18 protein-coding genes and 1 tRNA gene are annotated in these 18,463 nt (G+C 71.9%); 8 read left to right on the top strand and 11 right to left on the bottom strand.

Annotated elements, in window-relative coordinates; genetic code table 11:
- Positions 1 to 35 precede the first annotated feature (35 nt).
- On the bottom strand, positions 36 to 1,898 hold the full coding sequence (gene asnB, locus H1226_RS00990) for an asparagine synthase (glutamine-hydrolyzing) (protein ID WP_258345036.1): 1,863 nt from the start codon (positions 1,896 to 1,898) through the stop codon (positions 36 to 38).
- Between the two features lie 359 nt (positions 1,899 to 2,257).
- Here asnB and H1226_RS00985 point away from each other — a divergent pair, with 359 nt between their 5' ends.
- On the top strand, positions 2,258 to 3,223 hold the full coding sequence (locus H1226_RS00985) for a hypothetical protein (protein WP_258345032.1): 966 nt from the start codon (positions 2,258 to 2,260) through the stop codon (positions 3,221 to 3,223).
- Positions 3,224 to 3,262: 39 nt separating this feature from the next.
- Entirely contained in the window at positions 3,263 to 4,558 is a 1,296-nt protein-coding gene (locus H1226_RS00980; protein ID WP_258345031.1) for a DUF6924 domain-containing protein, read from the top strand.
- A gap of 245 nt (positions 4,559 to 4,803) precedes the next feature.
- Here H1226_RS00980 and H1226_RS00975 read toward each other — a convergent pair whose 3' ends face one another.
- From H1226_RS00975 to H1226_RS00950, 6 genes are all read right to left on the bottom strand, one after another.
- Positions 4,804 to 5,511: a nuclear transport factor 2 family protein gene (locus H1226_RS00975; RefSeq protein WP_258345030.1), complete on the bottom strand. Its 708-nt coding sequence runs from the start codon at positions 5,509 to 5,511 to the stop codon at positions 4,804 to 4,806.
- Positions 5,512 to 5,560: 49 nt separating this feature from the next.
- A complete protein-coding gene (locus tag H1226_RS00970; RefSeq protein WP_258345029.1) occupies positions 5,561 to 6,256 on the bottom strand; it encodes a helix-turn-helix transcriptional regulator in 696 nt (231 codons plus the stop codon).
- A gap of 143 nt (positions 6,257 to 6,399) precedes the next feature.
- A tRNA-Ser gene (locus H1226_RS00965) sits at positions 6,400 to 6,487 on the bottom strand.
- A gap of 51 nt (positions 6,488 to 6,538) precedes the next feature.
- Entirely contained in the window at positions 6,539 to 6,772 is a 234-nt protein-coding gene (locus H1226_RS00960; protein ID WP_258345024.1) for a CsbD family protein, read from the bottom strand.
- 77 nt (positions 6,773 to 6,849) lie between these two features.
- Entirely contained in the window at positions 6,850 to 7,308 is a 459-nt protein-coding gene (locus tag H1226_RS00955) for a nucleoside deaminase (RefSeq protein ID WP_373690001.1), read from the bottom strand.
- On the bottom strand, positions 7,305 to 7,793 hold the full coding sequence (locus H1226_RS00950; RefSeq protein WP_224957135.1) for a tRNA adenosine deaminase-associated protein: 489 nt from the start codon (positions 7,791 to 7,793) through the stop codon (positions 7,305 to 7,307). The genes H1226_RS00955 and H1226_RS00950 overlap by 4 nt, the downstream gene beginning before the upstream one ends.
- A 136-nt stretch (positions 7,794 to 7,929) precedes the next feature.
- Between H1226_RS00950 and H1226_RS00945 the strand changes: the two genes are divergently transcribed.
- Entirely contained in the window at positions 7,930 to 8,901 is a 972-nt protein-coding gene (locus H1226_RS00945) for a prephenate dehydrogenase (RefSeq protein ID WP_258345023.1), read from the top strand.
- A 55-nt stretch (positions 8,902 to 8,956) separates the two neighbouring features.
- Complete coding sequence (locus H1226_RS00940; protein WP_224957139.1) at positions 8,957 to 10,156, top strand: thiolase family protein; 1,200 nt, start codon at positions 8,957 to 8,959, stop codon at positions 10,154 to 10,156.
- Positions 10,157 to 10,321: 165 nt separating this feature from the next.
- Here the strand turns inward: H1226_RS00940 and H1226_RS00935 are convergent, their stop codons facing one another.
- Positions 10,322 to 10,510, bottom strand: coding sequence for an antitoxin (locus H1226_RS00935; protein ID WP_258345019.1), 189 nt, complete (start codon positions 10,508 to 10,510; stop codon positions 10,322 to 10,324).
- A 303-nt stretch (positions 10,511 to 10,813) separates the two neighbouring features.
- Between H1226_RS00935 and H1226_RS00930 the strand changes: the two genes are divergently transcribed.
- From H1226_RS00930 to H1226_RS00920, 3 genes are all read left to right on the top strand, one after another.
- Positions 10,814 to 11,983 (top strand): cytochrome P450, encoded by a 1,170-nt coding sequence (locus tag H1226_RS00930; RefSeq protein ID WP_258345018.1) that lies wholly within the window; start codon positions 10,814 to 10,816, stop codon positions 11,981 to 11,983.
- Positions 11,984 to 12,216: 233 nt separating this feature from the next.
- Positions 12,217 to 12,945 (top strand): TetR/AcrR family transcriptional regulator, encoded by a 729-nt coding sequence (locus H1226_RS00925; protein WP_258345017.1) that lies wholly within the window; start codon positions 12,217 to 12,219, stop codon positions 12,943 to 12,945.
- 10 nt (positions 12,946 to 12,955) lie between these two features.
- Positions 12,956 to 14,140 (top strand): cytochrome P450, encoded by a 1,185-nt coding sequence (locus H1226_RS00920; protein ID WP_258345016.1) that lies wholly within the window; start codon positions 12,956 to 12,958, stop codon positions 14,138 to 14,140.
- A 210-nt stretch (positions 14,141 to 14,350) separates the two neighbouring features.
- Here the strand turns inward: H1226_RS00920 and H1226_RS00915 are convergent, their stop codons facing one another.
- From H1226_RS00915 to H1226_RS00905, 3 genes are read right to left on the bottom strand one after another with little or no spacing between them, the layout of a single operon-like run.
- Complete coding sequence (locus tag H1226_RS00915) at positions 14,351 to 15,112, bottom strand: decaprenylphospho-beta-D-erythro-pentofuranosid-2-ulose 2-reductase (RefSeq protein WP_224957147.1); 762 nt, start codon at positions 15,110 to 15,112, stop codon at positions 14,351 to 14,353.
- A complete protein-coding gene (locus tag H1226_RS00910; protein ID WP_258349529.1) occupies positions 15,109 to 16,443 on the bottom strand; it encodes an FAD-binding oxidoreductase in 1,335 nt (444 codons plus the stop codon). Before H1226_RS00910 ends, H1226_RS00915 begins: the two co-directional genes overlap by 4 nt.
- A gap of 26 nt (positions 16,444 to 16,469) precedes the next feature.
- Positions 16,470 to 17,843, bottom strand: coding sequence for an FAD-binding oxidoreductase (locus tag H1226_RS00905; RefSeq protein WP_258345011.1), 1,374 nt, complete (start codon positions 17,841 to 17,843; stop codon positions 16,470 to 16,472).
- 171 nt (positions 17,844 to 18,014) lie between these two features.
- Between H1226_RS00905 and H1226_RS00900 the strand changes: the two genes are divergently transcribed.
- On the top strand, positions 18,015 to 18,452 hold the full coding sequence (locus H1226_RS00900; RefSeq protein WP_224957151.1) for a GtrA family protein: 438 nt from the start codon (positions 18,015 to 18,017) through the stop codon (positions 18,450 to 18,452).
- The last annotated feature ends 11 nt before the right edge of the window (positions 18,453 to 18,463 follow it).

The following is an 18,463-nucleotide window of genomic DNA, read 5'->3' as shown; positions in this document are numbered from 1 at the left end:
CCCCACCCCCGACCACCGGGGGAACGACCGCAGTTTCAGACGCGGATTTCGGGGTGGTGTTGTTCTAGCCAGGCGGCGATGTCGAGGGCTCGGTCCAGCTTCTCCCGTTCGTAGCCGGGGAGTTCCGCGGGCGGCGTGCTCACCGTGGCGTCGAACCACTTGCGGTAGATGACCTGGAACATCGGGTGGTCCGGGTCGGCCAGCACCTCGCGGCCCATCGCCTGCAACTTCCCCGCGTAACCGGGGTCCTGCGTGGACGGGTAGGGGCTCTTGACCCGCTGCAGCACCGACTCGGGCAGCACGTCGCGGGTGGCGGCGCGCAGGAGGCTCTTCTCCCGGCCGTCGAAGCTCTTCATCGCCCACGGCGCGTTGAACACGTACTCGACCAGCCGGTGGTCGCAGAACGGGACGCGCACTTCCAGGCCGACGGCCATGCTGATCCGGTCCTTGCGGTCCAGCAGCGCCCGCAGGAAGCGGGTCAGGTGCACGTGGCTCATCACCCGCATCCGCGCTTCGTGCGGGTCTTCGCCGGGCAGCGGTTCCACTTCGGCGGCCGCGTCGCGGTAGCGGTCCTTCAGGTAGGTCATCAGGTCGATCCGGGCGTCCAGGTCCGGGTCGAAGAACTCCGACACGGCGGGCCCGCCTTCGTCCGCGGACATCTCACCGGCGGCGAACACCGGCACCATCCACGGGAAGATCTCGGCCTGCTGCGCCACCGGGTCGTGGAACCACGGGTAGCCGCCGAACAGCTCGTCGGAGGTCTCCCCGGACAGGGCGACCGTGCAGTGCTCCCGGATCGCCTGGAACAGCAGGTACAGCGAGGTGTCCACGTCGGCGGCGCCGACCGCGAAGTCCTTCGCCGCCAGCACCTTCCGCCGCGTCACGGGATCGGCCAGCGCCGCGTCGGAGAGCACGATGTCCTGGTGCACCGACCCGACGTGCCGCGCCACGTCGTGCACGAACGGCGAATCCGGTGTCGCCCGCATGTCGTCCGGGCGGAAGTTCTCCGCCAGGCCCACGAAATCCACCGAGTAGCTGCGCACCCGCTCGTCCCGCGCCGCCAGCTGGCCGGCCGACAGCGCGGTCAGCGCGCTCGAATCGAGGCCGCCGGACAGCAGCACGCCCAGCGGCACGTCCGCGGTCAGCTGCCGCCGCACCGAGTCGTCCAGCAGCTCCCGGATCGTGGCGATCGTCGTGTCGAGGTCGTCGGTGTGCTCGGCGGTGCGCAACGTCCAGTAGGTGCGTTCGCGCAGCCCGTCCCGGTCCACCACGACCAGCGTGCCCGGCACCACCTCGCGCATGTCCGCCCAGATCGCGTGCCCCGGCGTCTTGATCCCGCCGAGCAGCTCGTTCACCCCGTCCGCCGCGATCACCGGCCGCACGTCCGGGTGCGCCAGGATCGCCTTCGGCTCCGAACCGAACAGCACGCCGTCCCGGGTGCGCTGGAAGTAGAACGGTTTGATGCCCATCCGGTCGCGCACCATGACGAGCTTCTCGGCGCGGCCGTCCCAGATCGCGAACGCGTACATGCCGTTGAGCCGGTCGACGAGCTCCTCGCCCCACTCCAGGTAGGCCCGCAGCACCACCTCGGTGTCGCTGGAGGTGCCGAACCGGTGGCCGCGGCCGCGCAGTTCCTCGCGCAGCTCCGGGAAGTTGTAGGTCTCGCCGCTGTAGGTCAGCACCACCGGACCGTCCGAGGTGTCCGCGCGCATCGGCTGCGCCCCGCCCTCGATGTCGATCACGGCGAGCCTGCGGTGGCCGAGCGCGACGTGCCGGTCCAGCCACACCCCCGCCGCGTCCGGGCCGCGGCAGGCCATCGTCTCCGTCATCGCCGCCACGACGTCCCGCCGCCGGTTCACGTCGTCCTCGAACGACACCAGTCCCGCGATTCCGCACATGTTCCGCGCTCCTCCAGCCGCCGACGCCTGCACCGACCCACCCAGCAGCATCCCCGTCCGGAACCCGGGCATTCACCAGGATTCGGGGCGCACCGCGACACCGGCGCACTCGACGTCGACGCCCCGCCCGACGCCGGAACAGAGCAGCGCGCCGGGGCCCGCGTTCCCCGTTCGGCGGCGAGCACCGGTGCGCCGGGTCAGCACCCACCCGCCGTCCGAACGCCTCGGATGCCCCGAACGAGCAAGCCCACGACCTGTGCCGCGACGCAGCGAGTTTCGCTGGACCAGCGGTAGGGCGGGGCCGCGCGGCCCGGAAGCATCCGTTCCCAGCGGCTCTTTCTCCGCGCTCTGGAGGGACGTTGACGCATCCGCCCAACTGCGAACGTGCCGGTGGCGACACCTGCGAGTGCCGGTGCGCCAACACCCTGCACGGGTGGCCCGGCGCCGTTTCGCTGATCCGCGACCCGGCACCCGACGCACTCGACGACTTCCGGGAACGAGCCGACCGCAGGTGGGAGGCGGCCGAACGCAAGGCTTCCGGGAGCGAGAACCGCTCCCGCTCGACGATCGGGCACAAGCGCGCCGCGGTGGACACCGCGCGCGAACACGTGCTCCGGGCGCTCCGCGCGGAGCACCGGGCCGCCGAGTCCCGTGCGGAGCAGCAGAGTCCCCCGCCGGACTCGACGCCCGACGACGGAGCCACCGGACCCGGTGCAGGACGGGAGGAATCTCCACCACCTCCGACGTCCGACGAGGAAGCCGACACCGCGGCCCGGGAACGGGCGGACACCGACCGAAGGCTCGCCACCGCCCGCACCGACGTGGACCGGGTCGAAGCGGTGGGCGAGCTGCTCGGCCAGGTCCTCGACCAGGTAGAGCGGGACTTCGGCCCGCTGGGCACCGGAACGCGCGCGGCGATGGCGGAGCACTTCTGGTGCGAACTGCTCGTGCAGCTGGTCGTGGTGATCGAGGAGTCGAAGCGCGCCTGGGACGCGATTCCCCAGGTGGTGGGAAAGCAGCTCGACGAGGTGGTCAACGCGAGCCGCCGCACGATCCCCGCCGAGGTCGTCTCCGCGTGCACGAAGCAGCTCTGGACCCGCCTCACCGAAGCGCTCGGGCTCACCGCGATCGACCAGGCCGCCGCACTGCTGCCCGCGCTGCGGACGCTCGCGGTCGTGCTGTGCAAGTCCCCGCCCCGGCATCCGGCGGTCGTGCGGCACTGCCTGGACCCGCTCCAGGAACTGCTGCTGGACGAGGCGAAGGAGCGGTTGAAGCAGGCGTTCGGTGCGAGCCTGCTGCCCGAGATCCACGCTCGGCTCGAATAGCCGCCGGCCTGTCGGTGCGTTGATCTAGTGTCCCGCGGCGTGAGACCTGGATACGGACATGCGCTCGTGCTGCGGCCGGGCGAGCACCTGAGCCGCCGCGCGGTGAGCTGCCCCTCCGGCGAGTACGGCCTGGTGCACCAGCACGACGGCAACGTCGTCCTCTACCGGAACGCCGACTCGGTCGCGGTGTGGGCCACCGGCACGAACTACCAGCGTGCGGTGCGCGACTCACCCCTGGTGTCCGATCCGGATCCGGCGTTCGGCCGCCCCGGCCGCCTCGCCCTGGAGGAGGACGGCGACCTCGTGGTCTACGCGCACACCGGCGAGCGGCTCTGGGCCATCGGCCCCCAGTGCGAACCGGTCGAGTCCCTGGTGGTCCACGACTGGGGCAAGATCGCGCTGAAGAACGAGCAGGGTCACGTGCTGTGGGAATCGCCGCGCGCGCCGAAGCGCTGGGACGGCTGGAACTCCCCCGCCGACGGCCACCGGGTGCGGCGCGGGCAGACGCTGCGGAACGCCTCGCTGACCTCCGCGAACGGCGAGTACCAGTTCGTGGTCGGCGAGGAGGACGCGTGCTTCCTGTGCCGGGTGGACGGTCCGGTGCTGTGGCACGAGCCGATCCGGCGGGGTGACGGGTTCGCGCTCACCGCGGACGGCGAGCCGCGCACCGTCCGGCCGGACGGCTACGCGCTGCCCGGCATCGTCGGTCCGGCGCCGGACGTGCGCGCGGAAGCGCTGCTGGTGACCGACGACGGGCTCCTCGCCCTCGTCGACGCGCACGACGAGATCCTGTGGGCGCACCGCCCGAAGCCGCTCGCCCCGGCGGTCCCGGCGAAGCGCGCCCGTCCCGCGCGGCCGACGCGCCCCGCGAACGTCCCCGAGCTGCCCGCCACCGAAGAGGTGCCCGTGGTGCGCACCGACTTCTCCGACGACGCGGCGTGGGCGGCGACCGCGGCCCGCACCACCGCCGACTACTTCGAAGGCGAACCGGACGACGAACCCTGGTCGGCGAACGTGGTCCTGGTCGACGACCGCCGCTACGCCGGACTCTCCGCGGCGCAGCTGACCGCCCTCGTCCCGGCGGACGCGGACTGGCCGCTGCTCGTCGTCGCCGACGCGCACACCATGACCGCGCCCGAGCACGACGTGCTGGTGGTCAGCCTCGACGAGGACAGCTTCGGCGAGACCCGCCGCGCCACCACCGGCGCCCTCGTCGAGATGGAGATCAACCTGTCCCTCGCCAACATGGACTGGGAGGACTTCGCGGACGAGGAGGACTTCGGCCTGATCGAACCGATGAACGTCGAAAACCACCCGCACCCCCCGACCAGCTGACCGCACCCGGCGGACCCACCCGCCCCGGAAACCACCCGCCGAGCTCTGGCTGTTTTCTGTCAGCGGCGAAGCCGATGAGCCAACGACCACGCACGCAACCGGACCACCCGCGGGTTCTCAGCGTCCTCCTCGCGAGGACAGCTTTGTCGCATGTGGCGGAGCCACCTGCGAAAAAGATCCCGCAGCGAGGAGGACGCTGAGGTTCCGCCACCCGACCAGCCTCGCAACAGAAGCGGACAGGAAGGTCAGTAGTGGAAGGGGCGGTTCGCGGGGTATGAGCGGACCTCCACGACCCGGTCGTCGCGGACCACCAGGAACTCGATCCCGGTGGCGCCGTCGTCCGCGGTCCACAGCACCGCCACCGCCCCCCGCTCCGGGTCGACGACGGGTTCGCGGTGCACGGCCCGCGGCCCGCGGGCCGACAGGAGATCGCGGACGGCGGCGCCCCCTTCGACGTCGCCCACCTCGGCGAGCGCCGAGCGGAGGACGACGTCCGGCCCGAGCACGTCCGCGGGCTCGGGGCCGACCCAGCCGTCGGCGATCTCCCGCAACCGGTCCGCCGACGCGGGCCGCGGTGCCGGATCGGGCCCGGGGACGCGCCGATCCCCCACGATGGTCCAGTTCTCCGCGACCTTCCCGCCGACCAGCACGTTCACGTCCATGCCGGAGAGCACGGTGGCGTCGGGCAGCGTCGCGTCCCACGTGTACGCCAGCCGCTCGCCGCGATCCGCGGCCAGCAGCCGCACCGCGAAGCGGGGCCCCGGATCGATCGCCCACCGCCGGATGAACCCCACGGCAGGTTCCGGCCCGACGAGGTCGTCGAGCCCGGGGGACTTCCCGGACCACTGGCGCGCGTCCGGGGTGAGCAGTTCGTGCGCGGACTCGGGCCGCGCGTTCCACATGTGGCACCAGCGCTGGGCGAGGTGCGCGAGGTCGGTCTCGATGTCGGTCATGCCCCGAGCGTTCGCCAGACGCCCGACACCGTCCTGTCGGTGTTCCAGGTCACTCGCGCAGCGGGTCGGCGTCGAGCCGGTCGAGTTCGCGGCGCAGCTCCGCGTCCCGCAGCGGTGCGCGCTCCCCCAGCGCTTCGACGGCCCCGATGCGATCGACGTGGAACCCGCGGACCCCGCGCCGCAACCGGCACCAGGCGAGCAGGTACCAGCCGCGGGAACCCCACAACAGCCCCATCGGTTCGACGTCGCGGTAGGAGGGACGACCGTCGGCGTCGACGTAGTCGAGCCGCAGCACGTTCCCGGAGGCGACGGCCTCGGCCAGTTCGTGGTGCGCCACCGCGGACGCGGTACCGCCGTCGCCGACGAGGTGGACGCGGCCGGCGAGCACTTCCTCCCGCCGCCGGACGTCCTCCGGCAGGCCGGCGAGGAGCTTCCCCGCCGCACTCCGGGCGGCCGCGGCGAACGGCGAGCCCTCGGCCGAGCGCAGCGCGATCCCGACGGCGAGCGCTTCGCCCGCGGTCAGCGCCAGCGGCGGCAGCGTGCGCGACCCGTCCAGCGCGTACCCGCCGCGCCGACCGGTGTCGGCCCAGATCGGCACCCCGGACTGCTGCAGCGCCGCGATGTCCCGCTCGACGGTCCGAGTGCTCACCTCGAAGCGCTTCGCCAGCCACCCCGCGCTCCGCGGCCGGGGCGCCACCGCCCGCAACTCCTCCACCAGTGCGTAGAGCCGATCGGTGCGGTTCACGGACCCTCCCCTCGCACGCCGAACCCCGGATCACGCCCGCGCGAAGAGCAGCACCACCCTCGTCGAGCGCCGGAGCCCACCACCACGCGCGGAGACCCCCCGAACGCCGAAGAGCCGGCCCCCTGCGGGGACCGGCTCTTCGCTGGCGGTAGCGGTGGGATTCGAACCCACGGAGGCTCTCACCTCACGCGCTTTCGAGGCGCGCTCCTTCGGCCGCTCGGACACGCTACCGCCGACTAGGCTACTGCACGCCTGTTCGGCGCCTCAGGCGGGGGTCGAAGATCAGGAACCGCTGGACTCGCCGTCGCCGGAGCCCTTGAACTTGTCCTGGACGTCCTGCACGGCGCCGGCGGCCTTGTCCTTGACGTCCTGGCCGGTCTCCTTGACCTGGCCTTCGACCTGGTCGCGCTTGCCGGCGTTCTTCAGCTCGTCGTTGCCGGTGGCGTTCCCGGCCGCCTCCTTGGCCTTGCCGGTCCACTGCTGAGCCTGGTGCTTGGCCTTGTCGAACACGCCCATGATGACTCCTTCCGCAGCATTCGGTTCGCGCGTGGGAGTACCCCTCATGATCCGGCATCACGCACACGTGGCGCAGATCACCGGTGCTGGTCGAAGAATCCTTCCAGCAGCCGCGCGCACTCGGCGGCCAGCACGCCGCCCACCACTTCCGGGCGGTGGTTGCTGCGGCGGTCCCGCACCACGTCCCACAGCGAGCCGACGGCGCCGGTGCGCGGCTCCCACACGCCGAACACCAGCCGGGACACCCGGGCCAGGACCAGCGCGCCCGCGCACATCGTGCACGGCTCCACGGTCACGGCGAGCGTGCAGTCGGCGAGCCGCCAGCCGTCGCCCCACTCCGCGGCGGCGGCGCGCAGCGCCAGCACCTCGGCGTGCGCGGTCGGGTCGGCGAGGTCTTCGCGGCGGTTGTGGGCGCGGGCCAGGACGCGGCCGTCGGGGGCGGCGACCACGGCGCCGATCGGCACGTCGCCGGTGGCCAGCGCACCGGGGGCGACCTCCAGCGCGGCGCGCACCAGCTCGGTGTCGCGGGGCGTCACTGGTCCAGCTTCTCCAGCACGCCGGCGAACTGCTCCCCGAAACCGCAGCGCTGCGCGATCATCTCCAGCTGCTCGTCCGGGTACAGGTCGACCTCTTCGATGATCACGAGGAGTTCGCCCTCCGGGAGTCCGATGTCGGACAGGATCGACAGGTTGCCCTCCGGCCACACCTCGTCGTCGTCCTCGTCGGGGGCGTCCGCGCGCAGCAGGTCCAGCACGTCCGCGGCGATGTCGTAGTCCAGGGCGGCCGCCGCGTCCGACAGCAGCAGGTCGACGCCACCGGGGATCGGGCGGATCAGCACGAAGAACTCGTCGTCCACGTTGCACATGCCGAACACCGCGCCGGTCGAGCGCAAGGCCCGCAACGCGGTGATCGTGTCGTCGAGCCCGCCCAACACCGAGCCCTCCAACGCACTGCACCGCCACCGGCCGTCCTCGCGAACCACGGCCACGGCGAAGCCCGCCTCCGGCTCCTGCCCTGTCATGCGGACCACGGTAGAGCGTGCGGGTGCCACCCGAAAGCACTATTGCGCGCTCGTGACCTTCGGCACCGCGAACGGGGGTGCACAACCGCACGACCGGGTGGCGCTGCCCCGCCCCGGGGTCGGGCAGGATGGGTCCATGCGTGCCGTGTGCGTGATCGGACTGGGATTGATCGGTGGCTCGGTGCTGCGCGCCGCCACCGCCGCCGGACGCCCCGCCTGGGGTGCCACCGCGGGAGCCGACGACGCCGCCGGGGCCCGCGGCGACGGCTACCAGGTGGACAGCACCGAGGAGGCGTTGCGCCGCGCCGCCGAGCAGGACGCCCTCGTCGTCGTCGCCACCCCGCTGACCTCGGTGCGCGCCGTGCTGCGCGAGGTCGCCTGGCACGCGCCGGAAGCGCGGCTCACCGACGTGGTCAGCGTCAAGGACCCGGTGGACGCCGAGGTGCGCGGCCTGCTGCCCGGGGCGCGCTACGCGGGCGGTCACCCGATGGCGGGCACCGCGTCCTCCGGCTGGGCCGCCGGGTCCGCCGAGCTGTTCCGCGGCGCGCCGTGGGCGGTCGTCGTCGAGGAGGGCACCTCGCTGGAGGCGTGGCGGGACGCCGCCGAACTGGCGCTGGACTGCGGCGCGCACGTCGTCGCCACCTCCGCCGCCGAGCACGACGACGCCGTCGCCCGCATCTCGCACCTGCCGCACGTGTTCGCGAACGTCCTCGCCGCCGTCGGCGCGGACGGCGGGCCGCTCGCGCTGTCGCTGGCCGCCGGGTCGTTCCGGGACGCCACCCGCGTCGCCGCCTCCGACCCGGAGCTGGTGCGGGCCATGACCGAGGGCAACCGGGTGGCGCTGCTGGACGCGGTGGACGACGCGCTGGGCCGGCTCGGCGCCGCGCGCGGCTCGCTGGCCTCCACCGGGGCGCTCAAGACCACCGTCGACGCGGGCTTCGCGGCGCGCGGCGAACTGGAGCGGGTCAGCGACCCCGAGCGGACGAGCCAGGAGGTAGCGCTGCGCGGCGATCGGGACCTGCGCAGGCTGCGGGAGCTCGGCGCGCGCGGCGGACGCATCACCGCGCTCGGCGAGGGGTCCGCCACCGTGGAACTCCCAGCGAGCTGACAGCGACTCCGCCCGCACCTTCCACCGGCGCCGCCGGTTCGGCCAGCATGGAGGCATGGCCCGCGCCTACGTCCTCGACGCCGCCCGCACCCCGTTCGGACGCTACCGGGGTTCGCTGTCCGGGATCCGCGTCGACGACCTCGCCGCCCTGCCGCTGACCGAACTGCTGTGCAGGCACGGTCCCGGCGGCAGCGGGCGGCTCGACCCGGCGCGGATCGAGGACGTGCTCTACGGCAACACCAACGGCGCCGGCGAGGAGAACCGCAACGTGGCGCGGATGGCGGCGCTGCTCGCCGGGCTGCCCGCCACCGTCCCGGGCGTCACCGTCAACCGGTTGTGCGCCTCCGGCGGTGAGGCGCTCGTGCAGGCGGCGCGGGCCGTCAAGGCCGACGAGGCCGAGCTGCTCGTCGCGGGCGGGGTGGAAGGCATGAGCCGCGCGCCGTTCGTGGTGCCGCGCGCCGAGCGGGCCATGCCGGACCGGATGGAGGCGGTGTCCACGGCCGCGGGCTGGCGGCTGGTGAACCCGCGGATGCTCTCGGCGTGGACGGTGCCGCTCGGGCACGCCGCGGAGCGGACTGCGCTGGACCTCAGCATCACCCGCGAACAGCTGGACGGGTGCGCTCTTCGCTCCCACCGGCGGGCGGCGGCCGCGTGGGACGCGGGCCTGCACGACGGGTTCGCGTTCCCGGTGACCGCGCCCGACGGGGAGGTGGTGCGCCGCGACGAGTCGGTGCGGCCGGACACCGACCTGCGCAAGCTCGGCAGGCTCGACCCCGCGTTCTCCCCGGGCGGGCCGGTCACCGTGGGGAATTCGGCGCCGCTGTCGGACGGGGCGCTGGCCGCGCTCGTCGGCACCGAGGCGCAGGCCGAACGGCTCGGTGTGCGGCCGTGGGGCGAGCTGGTGGGTTCGGCGAGCACCGGGACGGAACCGCACCACTTCGCGCTGTCCGCGGTGCCCGCGATCCGCGCGCTGCTGCGCAAGCTCGGGGTGACCGCGGCCGACGTGGACCTGTGGGAGATCAACGAGACGTTCGCCGCGGTGGTGCTGGCGGTGCTGGAGCACCTGCCCGGCGTGGACCGGGAGCGGGTGAACGTGCACGGCGGCGCCCTCGCCTACGGGCACCCGCTGGGGGCGTCGATGCCGCGGATCGTGCTGGACCTGTGCCGCCACCTGCGGCACCGGGGCGGCGGGCTGGGCATCGCGGCGGCCTCGGTGGGCGTCGGGCAGGGGCTGGCGATCGCCGTCCGGGCGTGACCCGCTCCCCCGGCGCACCCGCGCGAACGGCTCCGGACGCGAGGAGAGGGGCCGTCCCCGCGCGTGCGGGACGACCCCTCTCGGGGCGCTGCCGGCCACCGCTCGGTCGGGACCACCCTCGCCAGGTCCCTCCGGTTCGGCTTCGGCCGCGCAGCGGAGCGCGGACTACTGCTTCGGTCCTGAGTCCTGGTTGCGGAAGTAGTCCTTGCCCTTCTCGGCGGCCTGGTCGACCTGCTGCTCGTGGCCGAACTTCTTCTTGACCGCATCACTTCCCTTGTCGATGCCCTGTTCGACCTTGTCGCTGTGCTGCTTGCCCATGTTCAACAGCTTGTCCTTGAGGCTGCCGAGTCCCATGACAGCTCCCTTCTGGCGACGTCTCAGGTAACCCTCGAAGGTAGTCCTCCTGCCGGGCGAACGCGCGCCGGTCAAGACCGTCCAGGCAGGTCAGCTACCACGAAGCTGCACTTTCGGGTGACCAGGTGCAGCGGCGGCACCGCGGTCGTGACGCACTGTCGCCGAGGCCGGTGGGCACCTGCGGGGTTCCGCCGGTCGAGCAGCGCGCGAAGGCTCTCGGCGAAATCGCTCGACGCCGGTGCGGCGGCTCCGTTCTGCTGGGAACCGGCAGCGGCACTGCGCGAGCGCGGCGGAGGACGACGCATGATCGCGAGCGAGCACTGGGGGCTTCCGGAAGCGCAGTTCTGGTTGCGCGGCGAACGACCGGCAGACCCCGTCCGGCAGGACCTCGGCACGGGCGGTGCGCACGTGTACGGCCACGCGGAGGCGTTGCGGGTGCTCGGCGATCCCCGGTCGTACTCGTCGAACACGGCCAGGCTGCAACCGCAGATGCAGGAGTTCGTCGAGGGCGACCTGCTGCAGCGGGATCCGCCGGAGCACGCGGAGTTGCGCACGCTCGTCAGCCGCGCCTTCACCCCGAAGGTCGTCGCCGGGCTCGAACCGCGCATCGCCGAGCTCACCCTCCAACTGCTCGACCGCGCCGACGGCCGGCTCGACCTGGTGGCCGACGTCGCCCATCCGCTCCCGGCGATCGTCATCGCCGAGCTGCTGGGCGTGCCCGCCGACGAACGCGACCTGTTCACGGGCTGGGTCGACGTGGCGCTCGGCGGGGCGAACTCCGGGGAGTTCGACACCGATCCGGAGCAGCGGACGCGGACCGCGGTGGCCATGTTCCGGAAGCTGCGGGACTACCTGACCGAGCATGCCGACGAGCGGCGCGCGCAGCCGCGGGACGACCTGCTCACGCGGCTCGTCGAGGCCGAGGTGGCGGGCGTGCGGCTGACGCGAGCCGAGGTGGCCCACTTCGCGACATCGCTGCTCATCGCAGGCCACCTCACCACCACGATGCTGCTCGGCAACACCGTGTTCTGCCTCGACGCCCACCCGGAGCAGCAGGCCCGCGTCCGCGCCGACCGCTCCGCGCTGCCCGCCGTGATCGAGGAGTCGCTGCGCTTGCTGAGCCCGTTCGCCTCGGTCGCGCGGGTGACCACCGCGGAGGTGGAGCTGGGCGGTCTGCGGATTCCGGCAGACCGGCCGGTGGTGGTGTGGCTCGGTGCCGCCAACCGGGATCCGCGGCGGTTCCCGCGCCCGGACGACTTCGACCCGGACCGCGCGCCGAACCCGCACCTCGGTTTCGGCCGGGGCGTCCACTTCTGCCTCGGTGCCCCGCTGGCCCGGCTGGAGGGCGAGGTCGTGCTCGATCAGCTGCTCGACCGGTTCCCGGCCCTCGGCACCGTCCCGGAGGATCCGCCGCGGTTCCGCCGGCATCCGAGCTTGACCGGCGTGGAGAGGCTCCCGCTGCGCACGTCCTGACCGCCTCCGGGTGATCACCGCGGGTGCCCGCGGTGATCACCCGGGCTCGGAGGTGGGCCGACCTCGTCCCGCGAGGGGCGCGACGCCGAGCCGGCGGTGGCGCTGCGCAGTCCCGTGAAGATGCTTGCCCGCCGGCTCCCGGCAGGTCTAGCGTGACCTCGTGACCAGATGCGCGAATCCGGTCACGAAGTCACGAGACCGCGCCGCCGCGACCGGCGCAGGAGAGGAACCCAGTGCCCCGCGATACCGCCCGAGCCGACCGGATCCTCGACGCCGCAGGGGAACTGCTGCTGCGCCACGGGTACCGGAAGGTCACCGTCGACGACGTCGCCCGCCGGGCAGGAGTCGGCAAGGGCACCGTCTACCTGCACTGGAAGACGAAGGTCGCGCTGTTCCAAGGCCTCCTGCTGCGCGAGTCGATCGCGCTCGTCGACGACCTCCGCGGCGGGCTGCGCGACGACCCGGACGCGGTCCGCCCGCACCGGTTGCTGCGGCTGGCCTACCTCGTGACCTTCCGCCGCCCGCTGGCGCTGGCGCTGATCACCGGAGACGCCGAAGTCCTGGGCGAACTCCGGCGGCCATCCGGTGCGGACCGCTCCGGCGAGGAGTGGATGCAGCGGACCAACGAGCGGTTCTACGCGGTGCTGGCCGAGTCCGGGCTGCTGCGCGACGACCTGCCCGACCTGGCCTACACGCTCAACGCCGCCGCGCTCGGGTTCTTCCTCGCCGACGACTACAAGCCCACCCTCTCCGGCATCGATCGGGAGTCGAAGGCCGACGCCCTCGCGCACACCATCCGGCACGCGTTCGAACCACCGGCGGAGCCGGACCCGGCGGTGGTGCGCGCCGTCGCGGGCCGGATCGACGCGCTGCTCGCCGAACTGATCAACGGCTACCGGGAGCTGTTCGACGCGCTGGACGCGGCGAACGCCCCCCGGCGGATTCCACCCGACGCTCGATGAAGGGGACATCATGACCGCGATCGAAGACTGGGGATCACCGGCATCGCAGTTCTGGCTGCGCGGCGAACGCCCCGGCGAGCCCGTGCAGCACGACGAATCGTTCGGGTTCTGGAACGTCTACGGATACCCGGAGGCGATGCGGGTCCTCACCGACCCGGCGACCTACTCCTCCGACACGACGCGGATCTTCCCGGAGGGCGAGCGGTTCGCCGAGGGCAACCTGGTGCGGATGGACCCGCCGGAGCACGACAAGCTGCGCAAGCTCGTCAGCCACGCCTTCACCCCGAAGGTCGTCGCCGGGCTCGAACCGCGCATCGCCGAACTCACCGGTGAACTGCTCGACGCCGTCGACGGCACCGACCGGCTGGAACTGGTCGCCGACCTGGCCTACCCGCTGCCGGTGATCGTCATCGCGGAGCTGCTCGGCGTGCCCAGCAGCGACCGCGACCTGTTCAAGGAGTGGGTGGACGGGATGTTCACCCGCGACGCGCGGATGTCGCTGAGCGACCCGACGCCGGAGCAGCGGCGCGAACTGGACGAGGTGCTCGCCCAGGTCGGCCACCTCACCGACTACCTGGGCGAGCACGTCGCGGAACGCCGCGCGCACCCGCGCGACGACCTGCTCAGCAAACTCGTCGAAGCCGAGGTGGACGGCGCGAAGCTCACCCACGACGAAGTCGTCAACTTCGCGAACGTGCTGCTGATCGCCGGGCACATCACCACCACGATGCTGCTCGGCAACACCGTGCTCTGCCTGGACGCCCACCCGGAGCAGCAGGCCCGCGTCCGCGCCGACCGCTCCGCGCTGCCCGGCGCCATCGAGGAATCGCTGCGGTTCCTCAGCCCGTTCGCCGCCATCGGGCGGGTGACCGACACCGAGGTCGAACTCGGCGGGCAGCGCATCCCAGCCGAGCAGCCGCTGCTGGTGTGGGTCGCCGCCGCGAACCGGGACCCGCGGCGGTTCCCGAACCCGGACGTCTTCGACCCGACCCGCGACCCGAACCCGCAGCTCGGCTTCGGCCGCGGCATCCACTTCTGCCTCGGCGCGCCGCTCGCCCGGCTGGAGGGGAAGATCGCGTTGAACTCGCTGCTGGACCGGTTCCCGGAGCTGGCCACCGACCCTTCGGATCCGCCGGAGTTCCAGCCCAACCCGAACATGACCGGCGTGCGGAAGCTCCCGCTGCGCACCCGCTGACCGGCGGCACCGGCCCGCGGGGGTGTGCGGCCGCGCGAGGCTGAGCCGGTACCGGGTGAGCGGCCCGTTCGTCCGATCCCGTTGGGCGAACGGTCCGCCCACCCCGCTCAACTCCCGTTGGGCGAAGGGTCCGCCCACCCCGCTGGAACCGCCCCGAACAAGAGAAAGGGCCGCCGGTGCGCCCGGCGGCCCTCGCTCACGCGTTCCGGATCAGAACGACAGCTTGCGGAAGATCGCCCGCGGCAGGTGCCGCAGCACGACCATCACCCAGCGCATCTGTCCCGGAACCCAGATGGACTCCTTGCCCTTGCGGACAGCGTCGATGATCGCGGCGCCGACCTGCTCCGGCGTCTGCGCCATCGGAGCCGGCTTCATGCCCGCGGTGAGCTTCGTCTTCACGAAGTTCGGGCGCACGACCGTGACCTTCACGCCCGAACCCTCCAGGGCGTAGGTCAGCCCGGAGTAGAACAGGTCGATGCCGCCCTTGGCGGAGCCGTAGACGAAGTTCGTCCGGCGGGCGCGCTCACCGGCGGGCGAAGCCATCATCACCAGGTGGCCGTGGCCCTGCTTGCGCAGCTTGTTCGACAGGTGCACGCCCAGCGACATCGGCGCCACGTAGTTGACCTCCGCGGTCAGCCGGGCGGCGGCCGGGTCGGTCCAGCACTTCTCGTTGTCGAGCTGCACGCCGAAGGCGACCAGGGTGACGTCGATGTCGCCGTCGGCGAAGGCCTTCTCGACCACGTCGCCGTGCGTTTCCGGGTCGGTGGCCTCGAACTCGATGGTGCTGACCGTGCTGCCGGTCTTGCGCAGCCGCTCCGCGGCGGCTGCGACCAGGTCGGCCTCCTCGGGGCGCGCGGCCAGCACGATCCGCAGCGGGCGCTGGTTCGCGTACTGCTCCGCGGTCGCCAACGCGATGTCGGACGTACCACCGAGGATGAACAGGGACTGCGGGTTTCCAACGGCGTCGATCACAGGGCCAACCTTCGGGACAGATCGGAGTGGAAGATTCCTTGCGGGTCGACGGCGGCGCGGACCTTGCGCCACTCGTCGAGGCGGGGGTACATCTGCTGGATCATCTCGGGCGTGGTCCGCGAGTCCTTCGCGAAGTACAGACGCCCGCCCGCGCCGAGCACCACCTCGTCCAGTTCCTGGCAGAACCGGCTCAGGCCGTCCTTGATCGGGAAGTCGACGGTGATCGTCCAGCCCGGCATCGCGAACGACAGCGGCGCGCGGCTGCTGTCGCCCATCCGCTTGAGGACGTTGAGGAACGACACGTGACCGGACTCGGCGATGCGCTTCACCAGCGTGCGCAGCGCCTCGTGCTGCTCGAACGGCAGGATGAACTGGTACTGCAGGAAACCCTTGGAACCGTAGGCGCGGTTCCACTCGCCGAACATGTCCAGCGGGTGGTAGAAGGCCGTCAGGTTCTGCACCTGGCCGCGGCCCGCCTTCGGCGTCTTGCGGTACCAGACCTCGCTGAGCGTGCTGAACGTCAGCTTGTTGGCCAGCCCGTTCGGGAACACGTCCGGGAAGGTCAGCAGCTGCGGCGCGTCGAACTTCAGCGGGTCGGCGCGCAGCTTCGGCGGCAGCTCGTCGAGCTTGGCCAGCGAGCCGCGGGAGAAGGCCGAACGGCCCAGCTTCGGGCCGGTGGAGATCGCGTCGAACCACGCCATCGAGTAGTCGTAGTTCATGTCCGAGCCGTTGGAGAACAGCTCCAGCGTCTCGTCCAGGTCCTTCGTGCGGTCGGCGTCGACGATGAAGTACGCGCTCTCGGTGCGCTTCATCTTCACCTTGGCGCGCAGCACGATGCCGGTCAGCCCGACACCGCCCACCGTCGCCCAGAACAGCTCCGAGCCCTCCCCGTCCGGGGTCAGGGTGCGGACCTCGCCGTCGGCGGTGAGCAGGTCCATCGACAGCACGTGGTTGCCGAAGCTGCCGTGCGAGTGGTGGTTCTTGCCGTGGATGTCGCAGCCGATGGCGCCGCCGATGGTGACCTGGCGGGTGCCCGGCAGCACCGGGACCCACAGGCCGTGCGGCAGCGCCGCCTTCATCAGCTGGTCCAGGCTCACGCCCGCGTCCACGTCGACCACGGCCTTGTCCGGGTCGATGTCGTGGATGCGGTTCAGCGCGGTCATGTCGATGACCGTGCCGCCCGCGTTCTGCGACACGTCGCCGTAGCTGCGGCCCAGGCCGCGGGCGATGACGCCGCGCTCATCGGCCTCGCGGACTGCGCGGGCGATCGCATCGACGTCGGGGGTGCTCAGCACGCGGGCGTGGGTCGGCGCGGTGCGCGCCCAGCCCATCAGCTTCCGGTTCTGCAACGCTGCGGTCACAGGCTCAACCTCCGGGACAGGTCGGAATGGAACACGCCCTCGGGGTCGACCGAGGCGCGGATCTTGCGCCACTCGTGGATGCGCGGGTACATCCGCTCGATCATCTCCGCCGTCGTCCGCGACTCCTTGGCGAGGTAGAGCCGCCCGCCCGCGTCGAGCACCAGCTCGTCGAGCTCCCGGCACAGCCGGTCCAGGCCCGGCGAGATGGGGATGTCGACGGTCAGCGTCCAGCCCTCGCCGGGGAACGACATCGGGGCCTCGTTGCCCGCGCCGAAGGTCTTGAGCACGTTCAGGAACGACACGTGCCCGCTCGCGCTGATCTTGTCGATGGACCGGCGGAACATGTCCTCCTGGCCGAACGGCACCATGAACTGGTACTGGAGGAACCCGTTCGGCCCGTACACCCGGTTCCACTCGCCGACCAGGTCGAGCGGGTGGAAGAACTGGGTGATGTTCTGCACGGCCCCGAACTTCGTCGGCGCCTTGCGGTACCAGACCTCGTTGAAGGCGGTGATCGTGTACTTGTTCACCAGCCCGTTCGGGAAGATCGGCGGAGCGGTCATCAGCTGCGGGGCGTTGAACTTCAACGGGTCCTTGCGCAGCTTCTTCGGCAGGTCCTCCAGCTTCGCGGAGTTCCCCCTGGTCAGCAGGGCGCGGCCCAGCTTCTCGCCACGCGCCAGCGAGTCGAACCAGGCCACGGAGTAGATGTAGTTGCCGTCGGAGCCGTCGGTGAAGTGCTCGATCAGCTCGTCGAGGTTCTTCGTCTGCACGTTGTCGACCAGGAAGTACGCCGTTTCGACGCGCTTGAGCCGGATGGTCGCCTGCAGGATGATCCCGGTCAGCCCCATGCCGCCGACCGTCGCCCAGAACAGCTCGGAACCGGCGCCCTGCGGCGACAGGGTGCGCACCGAGCCGTCGGCGGTGAGCAGGTCCAGCGACAGCACGTGGCTGCCGAACGAACCCTGCGAGTGGTGGTTCTTGCCGTGGATGTCGGAACCGATGGCGCCGCCGACGGTGACCTGGCGGGTGCCCGGCAGCACCGGGATCCACAGGCCGTACGGCAGCAGGCGGCGCATCAGCACGTCCAGCGAGACACCGGCGTCCACCACGACCGTCGCCTCGTCCGCGTCCACCTGGTGCACGCGGTTCAGCGCGGTCATGTCGATGACGGTGCCGCCCGCGTTCTGCGACGGGTCGCCGTAGCTGCGGCCGAGGCCGCGGGCGATGACGCCGCGCGCACCGGCTTCGCGGACCGCTCTCGCGATCACGTCGACGTCCGGGGTGCTCACGACCTGAGCCGAGGTCGGCGCCGTGCGCCCCCAGCCGGTCAACCGCTGGCTGGTCGCGTGTTCGTGCTGTACCGATCCCACCCAGCCGAGTCTATCCGCGCCCCGACCCCGGGTACGGGCGGGTAGCGGCGGCCTAGCACAGGTGTCCCCGTCGGTGCAGAGCTTCGCCGCTACACTTTTCGGGGCGACTTGTGGTCGTCCGCCTCCGGGCCCGCCGTACCGACGCTCGTTGCCGACACTTGGGGTGAACCAGTGGCCGTGGCCGAATCCGGTGCAGACGCCGAGATCAAGAAGCTCGGGCTGTTCCAGCAACTCTTCCGCTTCGTGGCCATCGGCGGGTTCTGCGCGCTGATCGACGCGGGCACGTACTCGGTGCTGCTGGGCGTGCTGGGCTGGCCGACCTGGTTGTCGAAGTCGATCTCCTTCATCCTCGGCACCACGGCGTCGTACCTGATCAACCGGAAGTTCACCTTCAGCGGGGCGAGCACCGGCAACTCCACGGCCAAGGCCGGGGCGTTCGCGATCGTCTACACGACGACGTTCTTCGTGAACATGGGCTCGAACGAGCTGCTGTGCCGGATCTTCGAGGCGCGCGAGGCGTGGCAGTTCGGGCTGTTCTGGGTGATCGCCCAGGGCCTCGGCACGCTGATCAACTTCGTGATGCTGAAGTGGGTCGTCTTCCGCGACTGACCCGGCACCGG

The organism is Saccharopolyspora gregorii, from assembly GCF_024734405.1.
In the GTDB taxonomy this organism is placed as follows: Bacteria; Actinomycetota; Actinomycetes; order Mycobacteriales; family Pseudonocardiaceae; genus Saccharopolyspora_C; species Saccharopolyspora_C gregorii.
Note: the sequence above shows the minus strand (reverse complement) of the source record. Positions and strands in the feature narration are given on the sequence as shown.

What these genes read in the sequence shown, in the direction of transcription:
- asnB (WP_258345036.1), bottom strand. Translation starts at nt 1,898, where the DNA reads ATGTGCGGAATCGCGGGACTGGTGTCGTTCGAGGACGACGTGAACCGG.
- H1226_RS00975 (WP_258345030.1), bottom strand. Translation starts at nt 5,511, where the DNA reads ATGACCGACATCGAGACCGACCTCGCGCACCTCGCCCAGCGCTGGTGC.
- H1226_RS00960 (WP_258345024.1), bottom strand. Translation starts at nt 6,772, where the DNA reads ATGGGCGTGTTCGACAAGGCCAAGCACCAGGCTCAGCAGTGGACCGGC.
- H1226_RS00950 (WP_224957135.1), bottom strand. Translation starts at nt 7,793, where the DNA reads ATGACAGGGCAGGAGCCGGAGGCGGGCTTCGCCGTGGCCGTGGTTCGC.
- H1226_RS00945 (WP_258345023.1), top strand. Translation starts at nt 7,930, where the DNA reads ATGCGTGCCGTGTGCGTGATCGGACTGGGATTGATCGGTGGCTCGGTG.
- H1226_RS00940 (WP_224957139.1), top strand. Translation starts at nt 8,957, where the DNA reads ATGGCCCGCGCCTACGTCCTCGACGCCGCCCGCACCCCGTTCGGACGC.
- H1226_RS00935 (WP_258345019.1), bottom strand. Translation starts at nt 10,510, where the DNA reads ATGGGACTCGGCAGCCTCAAGGACAAGCTGTTGAACATGGGCAAGCAG.
- H1226_RS00930 (WP_258345018.1), top strand. Translation starts at nt 10,814, where the DNA reads ATGATCGCGAGCGAGCACTGGGGGCTTCCGGAAGCGCAGTTCTGGTTG.
- H1226_RS00920 (WP_258345016.1), top strand. Translation starts at nt 12,956, where the DNA reads ATGACCGCGATCGAAGACTGGGGATCACCGGCATCGCAGTTCTGGCTG.
- H1226_RS00910 (WP_258349529.1), bottom strand. Translation starts at nt 16,443, where the DNA reads ATGGGCTGGGCGCGCACCGCGCCGACCCACGCCCGCGTGCTGAGCACC.